This is a genomic window from Acinetobacter sp. YH18001, assembly GCF_013416975.1.
GTDB lineage: Bacteria > Pseudomonadota > Gammaproteobacteria > Pseudomonadales > Moraxellaceae > Acinetobacter > Acinetobacter pseudolwoffii.
The window spans coordinates 1-13,393 of the sequence record NZ_VPEU01000054.1; the positions used below are offsets into that span (position 1 = coordinate 1).

At 44.2% G+C, this 13,393-nt stretch carries 14 protein-coding genes and 3 pseudogenes; 14 read left to right on the top strand and 3 right to left on the bottom strand.

Annotated features, from left to right (window positions below):
• From FTV48_RS12750 to bioD, 3 genes and pseudogenes are all read left to right on the top strand, one after another.
• Window positions 1–1,037: replication initiation protein (locus tag FTV48_RS12750; RefSeq protein WP_257222961.1), on the top strand; the 1,037-nt coding region annotated here is incomplete at its 5' end.
• 444 nt (window positions 1,038–1,481) lie between these two features.
• Window positions 1,482–1,670, top strand: a pseudogene (locus FTV48_RS15000) (hypothetical protein); the annotation flags it as partial.
• Between the two features lie 452 nt (window positions 1,671–2,122).
• Window positions 2,123–2,569 (top strand): annotated as a pseudogene (gene bioD, locus FTV48_RS12755) (dethiobiotin synthase); the annotation flags it as partial.
• Here the strand turns inward: bioD and FTV48_RS12760 are convergent.
• Entirely contained in the window at window positions 2,547–3,929 is a 1,383-nt protein-coding gene (locus FTV48_RS12760) for an ATP-binding protein (protein ID WP_180000574.1), read from the bottom strand. The pseudogene bioD and the gene FTV48_RS12760 overlap by 23 nt on opposite strands.
• On the bottom strand, window positions 3,922–4,596 hold the full coding sequence (locus FTV48_RS12765) for a response regulator transcription factor (protein WP_180000576.1): 675 nt from the start codon (window positions 4,594–4,596) through the stop codon (window positions 3,922–3,924). Before FTV48_RS12765 ends, FTV48_RS12760 begins: the two co-directional genes overlap by 8 nt.
• 108 nt (window positions 4,597–4,704) lie before the next feature.
• Between FTV48_RS12765 and dsbD the strand changes: the two genes are divergently transcribed.
• From dsbD to FTV48_RS15135, 4 genes and pseudogenes are all read left to right on the top strand, one after another.
• Window positions 4,705–6,642, top strand: a complete 1,938-nt coding sequence (dsbD, locus tag FTV48_RS12770; protein WP_180000578.1) for a protein-disulfide reductase DsbD — start codon at window positions 4,705–4,707, stop codon at window positions 6,640–6,642.
• On the top strand, window positions 6,639–7,487 hold the full coding sequence (locus FTV48_RS12775; protein ID WP_016659405.1) for a TlpA disulfide reductase family protein: 849 nt from the start codon (window positions 6,639–6,641) through the stop codon (window positions 7,485–7,487). Before dsbD ends, FTV48_RS12775 begins: the two co-directional genes overlap by 4 nt.
• Before the next feature lie 19 nt (window positions 7,488–7,506).
• Window positions 7,507–8,247 carry a thiol:disulfide interchange protein DsbG gene (gene dsbG / locus FTV48_RS12780; RefSeq protein WP_016659404.1) on the top strand — a complete coding sequence of 247 codons (741 nt, stop codon included), beginning with the start codon at window positions 7,507–7,509 and terminating at the stop codon, window positions 8,245–8,247.
• 64 nt (window positions 8,248–8,311) lie between these two features.
• Window positions 8,312–8,623: pseudogene (locus FTV48_RS15135) on the top strand (DUF202 domain-containing protein).
• 8 nt (window positions 8,624–8,631) lie between these two features.
• On the opposite strand, the gene FTV48_RS12790 reads toward FTV48_RS15135, so the two are convergent.
• Window positions 8,632–8,940, bottom strand: coding sequence for a metalloregulator ArsR/SmtB family transcription factor (locus tag FTV48_RS12790; RefSeq protein WP_005247061.1), 309 nt, complete (start codon window positions 8,938–8,940; stop codon window positions 8,632–8,634).
• A gap of 120 nt (window positions 8,941–9,060) precedes the next feature.
• Here FTV48_RS12790 and FTV48_RS12795 point away from each other — a divergent pair, with 120 nt between their 5' ends.
• From FTV48_RS12795 to FTV48_RS12825, 7 genes are all read left to right on the top strand, one after another.
• Entirely contained in the window at window positions 9,061–9,477 is a 417-nt protein-coding gene (locus FTV48_RS12795) for a YeeE/YedE family protein (RefSeq protein ID WP_016659403.1), read from the top strand.
• 1 nt (window position 9,478) lies between these two features.
• On the top strand, window positions 9,479–9,895 hold the full coding sequence (locus FTV48_RS12800; protein ID WP_053579073.1) for a DUF6691 family protein: 417 nt from the start codon (window positions 9,479–9,481) through the stop codon (window positions 9,893–9,895).
• Window positions 9,896–9,897: 2 nt separating this feature from the next.
• On the top strand, window positions 9,898–10,770 hold the full coding sequence (locus tag FTV48_RS12805; RefSeq protein ID WP_053579072.1) for an MBL fold metallo-hydrolase: 873 nt from the start codon (window positions 9,898–9,900) through the stop codon (window positions 10,768–10,770).
• A 68-nt stretch (window positions 10,771–10,838) separates the two neighbouring features.
• Window positions 10,839–11,621: a sulfite exporter TauE/SafE family protein gene (locus FTV48_RS12810; RefSeq protein WP_180000580.1), complete on the top strand. Its 783-nt coding sequence runs from the start codon at window positions 10,839–10,841 to the stop codon at window positions 11,619–11,621.
• 99 nt (window positions 11,622–11,720) lie between these two features.
• Window positions 11,721–12,116: a rhodanese-like domain-containing protein gene (locus FTV48_RS12815; protein ID WP_035337430.1), complete on the top strand. Its 396-nt coding sequence runs from the start codon at window positions 11,721–11,723 to the stop codon at window positions 12,114–12,116.
• 49 nt (window positions 12,117–12,165) lie between these two features.
• On the top strand, window positions 12,166–12,501 hold the full coding sequence (locus FTV48_RS12820; protein ID WP_005093752.1) for a carboxymuconolactone decarboxylase family protein: 336 nt from the start codon (window positions 12,166–12,168) through the stop codon (window positions 12,499–12,501).
• Window positions 12,502–12,529: 28 nt separating this feature from the next.
• Entirely contained in the window at window positions 12,530–13,150 is a 621-nt protein-coding gene (locus FTV48_RS12825) for a class I SAM-dependent methyltransferase (RefSeq protein ID WP_005093755.1), read from the top strand.
• Window positions 13,151–13,393: the final 243 nt, after the last annotated feature.

Consider the following 13,393-nt stretch of genomic DNA (forward strand, 5'->3'; position numbering starts at 1 on the left):
CACTGCTTTATGCAATGGCGGTTGCAAACTATGGTGAAAAAAATAACCAAGATCGTGAAATTACCGAGAAAACCTATATCTATCTGCATAAAGAAGATTTGGGGGAATTGTTAGGACTCAATAAGAAGAATTCCATTAATGTGGCTATTGACCGGATTTATAGGGAACTTTCATCTCGGGTTGCTCATTTTGTAATTGAAGAGCCTGTAGATGACGTCAAGCGTAAAGTAAAAAAAGTCCATTCTGTGGTACCGATTATCCGGGAACTGCGCTGGGAAGATGATGCCAAAAATGCCTTGCAGATTCGCTTTACCAGTGAAGTGCTGCCTTACTTCACCCGTCTGGCCAGTGGGAATTTTACCACTTACCAGTTGAAAGATTTATTTGCTTTAGACTCTGTCACAAGTATGAGTCTATATTCTTATATTGTTAAAAATGAATTTAAGTATGCGAATCTCGACACCTATGAAGTTGAACTCACCTTAGAGAATTTAAAAGCGTTGATTGACATCGGTGAAAAAAAATATGACCGTTGGGTAGATTTTAGGCGTTATATTCTGGATAAAATTGTTGAAGAAATTAATACTAAAACCAGTTTGCAGCTAGAATATGACACTATTAAGAAAGGCCGTCCTATTGTGGGTGTGCGGTTTAAAATTATGAGTGGAGATACTGAAGCGGCTCTCCCGCAATTTAACGAAAAGACTCAAATCTATTTGGATGTAGATTTTGATGATAATGCCATCGTGAAAGAGCTGGGGGCAAAGTTTGATATGACCGTACGTTCCTGGTATATCTATGCCAATGATCCGAATTATACGCAGTTCAGCAAGTGGTTTAAGACCGAAGGCTGTTTAACCGATTCTCAGGCGAATGTTATTGTGAACGATATTATGTTTCAAATGGATTTTGCTGTGGCCGGTGCATCCATGAATGATTTCAAGAAAGAGATGAAATATAAGCTCAAAAATGATCCGACTTTTGTTCAGGAAAATCGCGAGCGTTTGAATGAGATTTTTGGTAAAGAAATTATTTAAAAAGTGTAGCAAATTGCTACAGCGCATTGAAAAACATTCCGAGTGAATGATTTTTTTTGCATGTCTGACATTTTTCGCAAATAACTAAAATATTTCTGGTACATCTTTTTAGTGAGATTAGCGGGCGCTCATTGGGAAAATGTCGCAGTTCGGACTTGCTACATCTTGTCTAAAATACAAGTGAAAATACCTAAATTCTGAATATCTAAAAAGTGTAGTAAGTTGCTACACTTTTTTCTTGGGGTCAAAAACCTACTATGATTCACGCCATAATCCCACGAAAAACTATGTCTTTTGCCACCTTCTTACGATGGCATGATTGAAAATTTTAGGCGAAATCACTGGATTAATGAGTTAGTGATTTGGACTGTCATAATCATGCCCAGCTGCAACAGCTACAAAAAATCTGGAATATTGCCAATACCTTGACTGGCATCATAGAGGGAGAATTTGAAGCCAGAGACGATAAAAAATGTACTGGAATATTACGAGTTCTCCAAGCATTTGTTGCGCAAGGAAGAACTTAAAGACTCGCCAAATTATAAGGTGAAGCTATTTGAACGGGATAATGTGTTTAAACATCTGCTGATTAGAACACAGCAGTTGATTGAAAAGTTTTATGTGGAGTTTTAAAAACAGCCCGTGATGTGATCCGGGACAGGATGGGATCATGTTACAGCAGTGAATGATTATCTGGAGGCATCTCAGTTCATGGATTTAACTGAAGGTATCAGCGCTTATGTCAGTTGAAAGACTCCTTCGATTTACAGGAATTTTGCCAGCCATATAGTGTCTAAAAGCAATCGATTGACTTATGCCAACGGAAAAAGAAAGTAAATAGTAACAGCTCAAAGAGGCATGATGCCTCCTTATTTATTTTGTATGCTAAATAGCCTAAGTATGGCAGGCCATTACTCAAATAGAAGAAAAGATTTTAGCAGTGATTCAGTGCAATGACCGGGATTTATCATATAGAACGGAGCAAAAAGGGACTTGTGAAAGCGTACCAGTAATCACTTCTATTTTTTTGAGCTTATTTAACAACATCCTCAATTATTTTTTAAATTAAGTTGCACTCAGGTGGCAAGCTGACCATGCCAGAAATCTTTAGCTATCCGGCCTCACCGCATCTGGCATCTGAACTGGATCGGCGTTCAATCGATTTCGAAAAAATTCAGCAGGCAGCCACTATACTGGCCGAGCGTTATGACCGGGTTCTGCTTGAAGGAGCGGGTGGATTAATGGTGCCGCTGACCCGGGACATGCTGACGATCAATTATATTGCAGCGCATCACTACCCTGTCATTCTGGTGACTTCAGGCCGTCTGGGCAGTATTAATCATACTCTACTGAGTCTGGAGCTACTCAAACAACGTGAAGTCACGCTTTATGCTGTGGCATTTAACCATGCTGATGACCACCAGGATCAAACGATTGCGATGGATACCATTCAATATTTAAAGGAGTATCTGACCCGGTATTTTCCAACAGCCGTATGGCTGGATATCCCTAAGCTTGCATGTCACGCTTAGACACGCCGTACTTTATTTCAATGCTGAGCCCACCATAGGGTCGACGGGCATTGAAAGAGAGCTGATAGCCATATTGTTTTAACAGGTTAGCAGTTAATGCCAGTCCTAAACCATGGCCATGCTGCTGAGCAGATTTGCGCCAGAAGCGTTGTCCTAAATGTTGAATATCTTCTGCTGTAAGTTGCTGGCCATTATCTTCAATCACCAGGCAACCAGACTGCATGGAAATCCAAATCTGTTCAGCCTGTGCATGCAGCAGTGCATTCTCAAGCAGATTTTTCAGTACGGTATACAGCACAAATTCAGGTAGCTGAATTTCGCCTAGACTTTCCCAGTTCACCTGTATTTTTTTGTTCATTTCTGGATAGCGTGTACCTAAGTCTGCAAGAACTTTCTCAAGTGTGGGGCGAAGCCAGATGGCCTCAGTCATTTCCTGGAGACTGTTTTCTGATTGGGTCAGCAATAAAAGCTGCTCGAGTAATAGTGTATAACGCCGGATACTCTCATTGGCCTGCTGCAAATTGTGCTGAATGGATTCAGGCAGGTTCTGCTGCTGACCGATCAGCTGTGCCAGTTGTACATGGGTTTTAATTGCGGTCAGGGGACTGCGTAATTCATGTGCAGCATAGGCACTAAAGGCTTTCTCCTGTTGCAGACTGTCATTGAGTTTCTGAATCAACTGCGTGGAATTGTTGACAAAAGGCTGTACTTCTTGGGGAATGCTTGCAGGCTTGAGCTGCATTAAAAAATCTGCCGCCTCTGAATAGCTAAGGTTTTTCTGGCTCAGGTATTGACTGAGCTGATCCAAAGACCGGAACTGTCTGCGGATAATAAAGATGATCAGGACAATACAGATTAGCAGTGAGAAGACCAAGGGAACCAGTACGGACTGTAGAATCTGCTGTAGTAAGGTATCCCTCAAGAACATACGTTCTGCCGCCACCACCTGAATATCACCACGACGCAGGACATAACTGCGCCATTCCGTATCACCCTGCTGCCAGGTGCTGAATCCTTCTGGTCGCTGGCTTAAATTTTGGGGGGCACCGCGTGTTTTGGCAATGACCTGATTATCTAACGAGATGTCAGAGCTAAAAAGAGAGACTTCACAGGCAATTAACTGGTTTGCATCATCATTCTTGGCTAATTTGGATAAGGTTGCATCCCCCAGACTATCTAGCGGTAACTGCTGAATCAGCCGGGCAACCATTTGCGCAGATGCCGATAAGCGTTGATCCAGCGTGTCTTGTAAACGCTGTTTCAGGTCAATATACAGCCATGAAAATACCGCACTCCACAGCACAATAAACACGGCCAAAAGACTCATGGCCAAACGCCATTTCAAGCTGTGCTTAAACATGACGATGCTCAAACGGTTTGAAAATATAGCCCACACCACGAACGGTCTGAATCAAGTCTGGATGTAGTTTTTGTCTCAGGTGATAAATGTGTACATTCAGGGCATTGCTCTCGATAGCGTCCTGAAAACCATAGAGCTTGTCAATAAGCTGTTCATTTTTCAGGATCTGGTTGGGGTGGCTCATCAGGGTTTCCAGCAGGCTGAATTCACGGCGAGATAAACTCACGGCCTGGTCTTGGTAGGTCACAGTCTGGGTATCCCGATTCAGAACCAGGTCATCAAATTGCAGTGTATTCGAGGCAAAGCCGCGGTGGCGACGGGTGAGGGCATGAATCCGGGCAATCAGTTCCTCCAGCTCAAAGGGTTTGGTCAGGTAGTCATCGGCACCGGCATTCAGGGCCTGAACACACTGATCGGTCCGCAGCCGTGCCGTCAATACCAGTACCGGGAGATCAATCTGGTCGCGTCGCCAGCTGTGCAGCAAGTCCAGGCCATCCTGATCCGGCAGGCCTAAATCCAGTAAACACAAATCGACAGCACTATGCCGGATAAAATAATCTGCAGCACCTGCGTGACTGACATGCTCCACTGAAATATTCAGATAGTTCAGAGCAGCACAAATGCTCTGTGCGATATAGGGATCATCCTCAACCAATACAATAAACATAGAACATCCTGATCAAACTGCCATTATTTTATAAATGATTTGGGCTGTTAATGTTGTCTTAATTTTAGTTTTTCAATAATGCAGTCCTAACAGGAGGAGATCAGCTGGATGTTGAAGTGGATATTGGGTGCCGTGATCGGCGGTGGAATCATGACGGGAACTGCACATGCAGACTTTTTACCACCGGATCAGGCTTTTCAGTTTCAGGTGGTTTCTACAAGTCAGGATCAGGCAGAGCTTAGCTGGAAAATCGCAGAGGGTTATTATCTGTATCATGACCAGCTTAAAGTGTCTCATCAGCAGACCCCAGTCCAGTTGGCACTGCCCAAACCCGAAGACAAAGACGACCCCAATTTCGGTTTGACTCAGGTGCATTATGGGCAAGTCAAAACCAATCTGAATATTCAGCCCAACCAGCAGTTTGTGGTGCAGTGGCAGGGCTGTGCAGAAAGCGGTTTATGTTATCCGGTGCAACGTACCACAGTAACAACTGATGCAGACGGTTTATTTCCAGCGCAAAACTTGAGCAAGCCTCAAAAACTGCTGGTTAGCACTGTACAGCCAGAAGCAAATGACAAGGTTCTGACCGCTCAGAAAGATAAGCTAGAGGCTATAGGGCAAACTCAAAGTACAAATCAAGCACTAACTGAAGAAAAGGTAAAGGAAATGCAAGTTACAGCAGTTTCCGACCCTGTCGTGCAGCCTGAGACGGAATTAACAGAGAAAAACGACCAGCTCATTGCAGACCCTAAAAATCAAACTTCGTCAGCAGGCATGAATAGCCAGTGGAACAATGACCAGTATTTTTTAAGTTTGCTGTCGGAACAAGGTCTGTTAATTAATGCAATGATTTTTCTCGGGCTTGGCATTCTGCTGGCATTTTTACCGTGTTCCTTACCCTTGATTCCAATCTTAACGGGAATTCTGGTCCAGCAGCACCGGGGCTACCGTGCTGCGCTGATTGCGCTGGTCTTTGTTTTGGGTATGGCACTGGTCTATGCGGTCATGGGACTTGCTGTGGCACAGCTTGGTTATAGTTTTCAGCGCTGGTTTCAAAGTCCGGTATTCATCAGTATTTTCAGCATTCTGTTTGTTTTGTTCGCGCTTAATCTGTTCGGAGCATTTCAGCTGTCCTTACCCCAAGGCATGTTACAGCGGCTGGATCAATGGCAGCAAAAACAGAAGGGCGGCACGCTGATTGGTGCTGGTCTCATGGGTATGATCGCGGCACTGATTGTAGGGCCATGTATGAGTGCACCGTTGGCGGGGGCCTTAATCTATGTGTCTCAGCTTAATCAACCGATACTGGGCGCCAGTTATCTGTTTGTCTTAGGCCTTGGGCTGGGCTTGCCGCTATTTATTGCTGCCGTATTTGGGTCCCATCTTTTACCCAAACCTGGCATCTGGATGGATCGCCTGAAGTTTAGTTTTGGCTTTGTCATGCTGGCCCTGGCCTTGTATTTTGCCCGCCCCCTATTGCCCGGCATTTTATACCTGAGCCTTTTGGGTGTAGTACTGATCACCTGTTCAGGCTACTTCTTGTTCAAGATGCTGCCCCATGTGCATCGGTCTGTATCGAAAATAGTCCTGATGCTGCTCAGTGGTTTACTGGTCTTTGCAGGAGGCATGCAGCTCTATCATGTCTGGAGTCAGGTACAGGTCGCCCATGTGGAATCACGGCTTGAATGGCAGAAGGTCAGTACAGCCGCAGAATTGCAACAGGTTTTAGCCAAACATCCTGCACAGCCAGTGGTAATTGATGTGTATGCGGACTGGTGTGTGGCCTGTCAACCGATTGAAAAGGAAGTGATTCCACGTAGTGATGTCCAGACGGCTTTACAAAATGTGGTTCGTATCAAATTAGACCTGACCCACTATCATCCAAGTCAGGATGAGCTGCTAAAAGAATGGCAAATCCTCGGTCCACCCACCTTTATATTTTTAAATGCAGCGCATCAGGAGCAGCGTGAGTTGCGCTTGACCGGAAGCTTTAGTGCGGCACATTTACTAGGCACATTGCAGCAACTACAAGGGGAGCAACTATGATGATTTCCAGTGATGCGCTGCATCTGGGACCTTTGATGTTGCCCTGGACACTCATGATTGTTGCCACTGGCTTGATGCTGTTATCTGCCGTCCTGTTTGGATTAGCCAGAAAGTATTCATGGTCTAAACAGCTGCTTGGACAAAGTCAGGATTTGCTCTGGAGCAGTTTTCTGCTAGGGATGCTGGGTGCACGTCTTGTTTTCGTTCTACTCAATGCCGAGCTGTATTTTGTAGCCCCCATCGACATACTGAAAATCCAGGACAAAGGTTTTCATTTATGGGGCGGGGTGCTGATAGGTACTTTATGGTATGTCATTCGCAACAGACAGTTGCAGACCCGATTCAAAGCCATCTTGCTGATCATCTTTGTACTCTGGGTCGGGCTTGGGCTCGCGTTCAAATCCAGTCTAAAAACTGAAGCAGCGTTTCCTGATCTAGCCTTTGCTGGACTAGAACAGGAACGTCTGGGTACAGATAAGATTCCACTCAGCCAATTCATTGGCCAGCCCACGGTAATTAATTTGTGGGCGAGCTGGTGTCCGCCGTGTCATCGCGAAATGCCGGTATTGGCCAAAGCAGCCAAGCAGCATCCTCAAGTGAATTTTGTCATGCTGAATCAGGGTGAGGAGGTAGCCACCGTAAATGCCTATTTAAGAAAACATCAGTTTCAATTTAAACATGTCCTGCTGGACCCATATGGTGAACTGCCACAGCAGCTGAATAGTTTTGGCCTGCCAACGACGCTGTTTTTTAATGCTCAAGGCCAGCTGGTCGAGCGGCATATGGGGGAACTCAGTCCGGCCATGTTGCAGCAATATTTAAACAGAATTTCAGATCAACCTTAAAAAAACGGAAGGACTTAGTATGAACAGAATTTACCGGGTACTGGGTGCAGGCATGTTCCTGATCATGAGCATGCACACGCAGGCGAATATTAAACAGAATATTGAAAAACAGGGTTTTGTGTTTGTAAAACAGATTCCGGCACCGCAAGGAATGACCGGTTGGGTGGGGCATGAAGACCAGTACTCCAATACAGTATTTATCTCCAACGATGACAAATATTATATCAAGGGCGAACTGTTTGATGCGCAAGGGAAAAGCCTGTCCAATGAGCAGATTGAAAAGCATATGAAAAAAGCGGTATTGGATGATGTCTGGAAAACCCTGGAAAAATCGACCTGGATTCAGGATGGCAAGCCGGATGCACCACGAGTGGTTTATGTCTTTTCCGATCCGAATTGTCCATATTGCTATAAATTCTGGCAGGCGGCTCGGCCTTGGGTCGAATCAGGCAAGGTACAGCTGCGTCATATTCAGGTCGGTGTGATCCGTGAAGAAAGCCGTGGTCAGGTGGCAACATTGTTAATGTCGAAAAATCCAGCAGCAGTTTTTAATGATATAAACAAGAATAAAGGCAAAAAGCAGCTCAAGAAAATGGCAAAGATTCCTGCAGAAATTGCTGCAAAAATTGATGCCAACCAGGCCCTAATGGGGAAATACGGCTTTTTCTCCACACCGTCGATGGCCTGGAAAAATAACCAGGGTGAATTTAAATCTACTCAAGGCCTGGCGATGGACGTCAAAGAAATTTTTGAACAATAAGATCGGATGAGATATGTCCACTTTGGATCATCCACGGGTATTGTTTGCTTTGGAATGAACCGCTCTGGCAGGGAACCGGAATGGTCTGACATTAATTGCATTTGGTTTTGTGATTGAAAAATCCAACCGGCTATTGTAATTAGTCGATCATGAACGTTATGCATAAAAAATAGCCTATGCACAGTGGATGGGGATTGCGGTGATTGTGTTTTGCATGTTGGTGAATATCGCCTCAATCCTGCAATATCGAGGGGGATGGACATCACTGGGACCGCCGGAATTTATTGAAGGTTATTATACCCAGCATCCTGTATGGCTAAACCTGTTTACTGCTTTTAGCGGGCTGCTTCTGATCATTTCTTTTTGGTTGCATTAAGAGAAGGGCTAGGCGCAATACAGCTCGTACAGCTTTTGCATCAGGCTCAAGACCTTGGGATCACTCAGACGATAGAAAATCTGCTTGCCCTCACGTCGGGTGCCAACCATGTTGGCCTTACGCAATACAGTCAGCTGTTGTGAAAGTGTAGGTTGATGAATGTCAGTAGATTCTTCAATTTCCTGAACATTCATTTCCCCATCGACCAGGACACATAAGATTTTCAGACGATCAGGATTGGCCAAAACTTTTAGGCATTGGCTGACGAAATCGACTTGAGAAAAATCAATTTTGGCATTTTCAGCAATCATATCCATAAATGTCCTCACAACTTTTGATGTAGCCCGTGCAGTTTACATAATTTACCATAAAACTGCTTGATTAATATTTTTTATTATATAATATAAAAAAGTATATTGTATAGGGATTAATTCATCATGCATGACTTCCTCATCGCATTTATTGGCGGCTTAATGCTCGGGCTTTCCGTAGTTGGTTATCTTTACGTCAATGGCCGTATTGCAGGAATCAGTGGTTTGATTGGGCAAGTATTAAACTCAAAAACCATGTTTAAAACGCCTGCAATCTGGTTTTTATTAGGCTTGATCCTCACACCGTTTATTTATGGTCTGTTTGTACAACCTGAAATCGAATTGAATGCCAGCCCACTGATGATGATTGTGGCAGGGCTGCTAGTGGGCTTTGGGACACGCTTAGGTTCGGGCTGTACCAGTGGTCACGGAATTTGTGGCATCAGTCGCCTGTCTAAGCGTTCTATCATCGCGACCATGACTTTCATGTTTGCAGGTTTTGTCGCTGTTTATATTATCCGTCATATCACAGGAGCATTCTAAAATGAAAAATGTGTTTGCCTTTTTATTTGGTGCGCTGTTCTCTGTGGGATTGATGGTATCAGGCATGTCCAATCCGGAAAAAGTACTCGATTTCCTGGATCTGTTTGGCGATTGGGATGCCAGTCTGGCCTTTGTCATGATGGGCGCGATTGCGGTGGCCTTTATTCCCTTCCAGAAAGCATTACGTACGGCGCAACCGAAAACAGTATTTAATGACCCTATTGATTTACCTAAAAATAATCAGATAGATAAAAAACTGATCACAGGTGCGGTTTTATTTGGTGCAGGTTGGGGCATTGCCGGCATCTGTCCGGCGCCAAGTTTCACCTTGATCGGTTTGGGCCACTATCAAGTGCTCTATTTTATTGTAGCAATGCTGGTGGGTGTATGGATTCACCGTAAATGGTCAGGAGCTTAACGATGTCAAACTTACCTATAGTAAAAGATTTTTTTCACGAAGATACCAATACCTTCAGTTATGTTGTACGTGATCCTGCAACCAAAGCCTGCGCCATTATTGATAGCGTTCTGGATTACGATCCGGCATCAGCAAGTACCTCAACTATTCATGCCGATAAAATTATTGCCTATATTAAAGAGCAGGGTTTAACGGTCGAGTGGATTCTGGAAACCCATGTCCATGCTGATCATCTGACTGCAGCGCAATACCTCAAAGCTGAGTTAGGTGGCAAGATTGCCATGAGCCAGAAAATTGGTATTGTTCAGCAAACTTTTGGCGCGATTTATCATCTGGATATTAAACAATGGAATGCCCAGCAGCTCTTTGATTATTTATTTGAAGATCATGAGTCGTTCCAAATCGGAACATTGAAAGCCTATAACATTCCAACACCGGGACATACGCCTGCTTGCCTGAGTTATGTGATTGGTGATGCGGTTTTTGTGGGTGATACCCTGTTTATGCCAGATTATGGTACAGCACGTTGTGACTTTCCGCGTGGCAGTGCAGAACAGCTTTATGATTCGGTACAAAGCCTGTTTCAGTTGCCAGAAGATACCCGGGTCTTTTTATGTCATGACTATTTGCCTGAAACACGTGAATCCTATGTGTGTGAATCTGATATACAGACACAAAAGACACAGAATATTCATATTCATCAGGGAATCAGTAAAGCTGAATTTGCTCAGATGCGCAACCAGCGGGATTCAGGACTGAGTATGCCTAAACTGATTCTACCGGCGATTCAGATCAATATGAAAGCAGGGCAGTTTCCTGAGCCAGAGCAAAATGGTGTTTCTTACCTCAAGCTTCCTCTTAACTACTTCAAATAAGCTTGTGTCGTGATTCAACAAAAAGTTCAACCTTTATTGAATCATTTTTGTGGATAAGGGAGAGGGCGATGTGGGCATTAATACTGGAAGGATTGGCGATTGGTGGCTTGCTGGGTCTAACCGGTGCTGGTGGCGGCATTCTGGCTGTACCGGCACTGATGGCGAGTCAGGGTTGGACGGTAGCTCAGGCTGCGCCGGTGGGCTTGCTGGCAGTCACGCTGTCGGCCTTGGTTGGAACGTTCGAAGGTTTATTCAAGCGTATTGTACGTTATCGCGCTGCGCTCTGGATCGCGCTGATCAGTATTCCTTTAGCCCGTTATGGCGTGCATCTGGCTGATATCGTTTCTCCAGTCTGGCTGACGCTGGCTTTCAGTCTGGTCATGCTGATTGTTGCTTACCGGATCTTCTTTAATAAAGTCCATGATCATGGTAATGCACCGTGCAAGGTCAATCAAACGACCGGTCGTCTGATCTGGAATGTGAAAACGGCCTCCTTTCTGGCTGGTATTGGTGTAGTGGCAGGTTTATTAACGGGTCTGCTTGGCGTTGGGGGTGGTTTTGTTATTGTTCCAGCCCTGCGTAAATTCACCGATCTCGATATGCGCAGCATCGTGGCGACCTCTCTCATGATTATTTTCCTGATTGGTGGGGTCAGCATTTCTGCACACGTACTGGAGGGCTTTCAATATCCTGTTTCGGTCACACTGGCCTTTGTCCTGGCCTGTATTGTCGGGATGTTCATTGGACGCAGTCTGATGCATCGGATTGACAGTAACAAGGTACAGAAAATATTTGCCACAACCGTGGTTGGGGTAGCTATGTATTTAATCTATTCAGCGCTCATGGGCTAAAACAGACGATTAAGTACCTAAACTAAAGCGCTTTAATCTCCCTGAGCATCGTTTATGCAATGTGAATATCGTTTTAATGGCCGAGGAAGAATGAAAATGATGAAAACTGCAGAGCAATTGATCCGGAATGCAAAAAGCCGGATTCAGGAAGTCAGCGTAAATGAATTGTTTGAGGCGATGCAAAACCATAAAACCATACTGATTGATGTTCGGGAACCAGATGAATTCCAAGCAGCAGCGATAGACCGGGCGGTGAATTATCCACGTGGTATTTTGGAAATGCGAATTCACCAGCATCCCTTAGCCAGTCATCATTGTGATACCCAGCAGGCACTGGAACATCTTAAAGATCAGCCGATTTATTTGATTTGTGGTACGGGTGGACGTTCAGCACTGGCAACCGATACCTTACAGAATATGGGTTTTACCCAGGTCAAGTCGGTTCAGGGTGGTTACCAGGCCTGGCTGGAACAGGGCTATCCGGTAGAAAAATAAGCTATTGAATATATAAATGAATGCTGATTTCTTTATTTGAGGTGAAGCAATGAAATACAAAGAATTAACCCAGAACATTTCGGGCAGTTTAAGAACTTTAAGTCAGGATTCGCCTGATTTAATGAAAAGTTTTAACCAATTGTCACAGACTGCTATGCGTGATGGCGTGATTGATCCGAAAACCAAGGAGTTAATTGCCTTGGCGATTGGTGTGGCGGCACGTTGTGATGGTTGTATCGGTTTTCATGTTCGAACCTTAGTCAAAATGGGCATGACCCTACGGGAACTGGAAGAGGTTTTAGGCGTTGCCGTCTATATGGGTGGAGGACCTTCATTGATGTATGCCGCAAATGCCCTAGAGGCATTTAAAGAGTTTTCCAGCTGATTGAATCGTTTAGTAAATGGAGGCTGAAATGAGTCAGCACTGGAATGAATTGTATGCCCGGACGCAAGATCTGTATGGCACAGCAGCAAATCTTTTCATTCAGCAAATTTCGGACAAAATCCGAATAGAGGGTAAAACACTGGCAATTGCTGAAGGTGAAGGACGGAATATCTTATACCTGGCTGAGCGGGCAAGACAGCAGGGTTACCCTTTTTCAGCGGAAGTCTGGGATTATTCTGATGTTGCTTTGACGCATCTGTCCAGCAAGGCTGAAGCCCAAGGGATAAAAGTTGAACTTAAACATGTTGATTTAACAGTAGCTCAATGGCCATCGGAGTTTTATCAAAATGTGATCTGTGTATTTGGTCATTTCGATATAGAAACACAAAAACAGGTTTTAGAAGGCATAAGAAAATCCTTGCTCAACGGTGGATGGTTTATTGGTGAGCTATATTCAAAGGAACAGATCGACTATAAAACCGGTGGTCCTTCAAATGTCGAATATTTATACGATCCTCGTTGCATTCTAGAAGTCTTCGGACAGGACCACATCCATCACTTTTATGTCGGGGAGCAAGAAAGGCAGGAGGGAAAATTACATTGTGGTAAATGCCATGTTATTCAATTTGCGATACAAGTGAGGAAGTAGAGCATAAGTGAATTTAATACATTTTGCTGACGATAAGGTCCTGCATTCTCATCATCAATATTTTTAGGGGGGATTACCATTACCGTAAAAATTCTCATTAAGACTAGGGAATGTATCTTTTTACTGATCTGTACCTTTTTTAATTTTCCTCTGTTCTTTAATTTAGTACCATCAATATAACTGACATCAAAAGTATTATTGCAAATAAGAATACGCCAGCAGAGGAAATACCTGGTTTAAAGG